Origin of the sequence: uncultured Empedobacter sp., assembly GCF_937930195.1 — a bacterium.
In the GTDB taxonomy this organism is placed as follows: domain Bacteria; phylum Bacteroidota; class Bacteroidia; order Flavobacteriales; family Weeksellaceae; genus Empedobacter; species Empedobacter stercoris.
This window is the reverse complement of record NZ_CALGVK010000136.1, coordinates 1-2053: the sequence shown is the minus strand read 5'-3', so window position 1 is coordinate 2053 and position 2053 is coordinate 1. Positions and strand designations below refer to the sequence as shown.

Genomic DNA, 2053 nt, shown 5'->3' with positions numbered 1-2053 from the left:
CTACGAAGTCGTTGAAAATATGGATGTTGAATAATCTGATAAATAAGCTCGTTTGGAATCGTTATAAATCCATGAACTGGATCATTTACTATTTTCAACTTATTATTGTTTAATGGATTCAAACGTACAATTTTGTTAACAAAGATATAAATTTTCACCCATTCTAAAGAGTACTTTGATCAGAAAGAAACGTTTTTATAAAATATTTTTCTTTAAAATCATTTTTGGAATTATTTATGCTAAAAAAACAACGCAAATTTTAGCAAAACTCCTGTTTTGTTTAACATACAATTTAGATGTTAACATTTCTGTTATCGCTATATTTGGAAGAATTCTGATAGTAGAAAAATCATAATAAAAAATATAAATTATTACAAATGGCTATAAAAATTTTATGGATTGACGATGAAATCGATTTATTGAAACCACACCAACTTTTTTTAGAGAAAAAGGGATACGATACGACAATGATAAACAACGCAACGGATGCGTTAGAAGTGATTGAAAAAGAAAATTTTGTAGCGGTTTTGATCGATGAAAACATGCCAGGGTTAAGCGGCTTAGAAGCTTTGCCAAAAATCAAAGAAATCCGCCCAAATCTTCCCGTTATTATGGTCACAAAAAGTGAGGAAGAACATATTATGGAAGATGCAATTGGTGCACATATTTCAGATTATTTGATTAAACCTGTTAACCCAAATCAGATCTTATTAAGTTTGAAAAAGATTTTGGATGCTTCTAAAATTATTTCCGAAAAAACAGTTATCAATTACCAACAAGAATTCAGAAATATTACGATGGATATGATGAATGCGCGTGATTTTGAAGATTGGCAAGAGATTTATAAAAAATTGGTTTATTGGGAACTTGAATTAGAAAATATCGAAGATACTGCTTTAACGCAAATCATCGAAAATCAAAAAAGTGAAGCCAATGCAGCTTTCTTTAAATTCATTGAACGTAATTACGAAGATTGGTTACATGATGACGAAGATCGCCCTGTTTTATCGCACACAGTTTTTAATCAATTGGTTCGCCCACAATTAGGGAAAGACAAAAATGTATTATTGATAATGGTGGACAATTTACGCTATGATCAATGGAAAGTGATTGAACCTATTTTTAATCGTTATTATAATTCTGAAAACGAAAATCTATATTACAGTATTTTGCCGTCAGCAACACAATATGCAAGAAATGCATTCTTTTCGGGACTGATGCCACTTGAAATTGAGAAAAAATATCCTCAGTATTGGTTAAATGACACCGATGAAGGAAACAAAAATATGCACGAAAAAGAATTGTTAGGAGAACAATTAAAACGTCTTGGATTGGGAGATCTTACATACAATTATTTCAAAATTTTAAATTCTGATTTTGAGAAAAAAATTGCAGATGATTTTAACAATTACAAAAACAATAATCTGAATGTTATCGTCTATAACTTTATTGATATTTTATCGCATGCGAAAACTGATAATCGTATTGTAGGCGAAATGATTCGAGACGACAAAACCTATCGTTCAATTACAAAACATTGGTTTGAAAATTCGTATTTAATGGAAATTGTAAAAAAAGCGGCTCAAAACAAGATGAAAATTATTGTAACAACCGATCATGGAACAATTTACGTGAAAGAGCCAACAAAAGTCATTGGAGATAAAGAAGCAAGTACCAACCTACGTTACAAATTAGGGAAACAATTGCAATATGATCCAAAAGATGTTTTGGCAGTTGATCAACCAGAAAAATTCCTTTTACCTAAGGTTAATGTTACGTCAAAGTATATCTTTGCAAAAGAAAATTTATTTTTAACGTATCCAAAAAATTACAATCATTTCGTTAATTATTACAAGAATACTTACCAACATGGTGGAATTTCGTTAGAAGAAATAATTATACCAATGGTTGTTTTAACACCAAAAAATTAAATGGAATTTATCATTCATAATTTAGACGAATTACCCGAAGTTGCACATCAAATAATAGATCAGCTTCACTATAAATTAATCACTTTCGAAGGAGAAATGGGTGCTGGAAAAACAACTTTTAT

1 protein-coding gene is annotated in these 2053 nt (G+C 29.9%); it reads left to right on the top strand.

The window, feature by feature from the left end; genetic code table 11:
- The first annotated feature begins 377 nt into the window (after positions 1–377).
- Positions 378–1931 (top strand): PglZ domain-containing protein, encoded by a 1554-nt coding sequence (locus tag Q0616_RS08005; RefSeq protein ID WP_171621719.1) that lies wholly within the window; start codon positions 378–380, stop codon positions 1929–1931.
- The last annotated feature ends 122 nt before the right edge of the window (positions 1932–2053 follow it).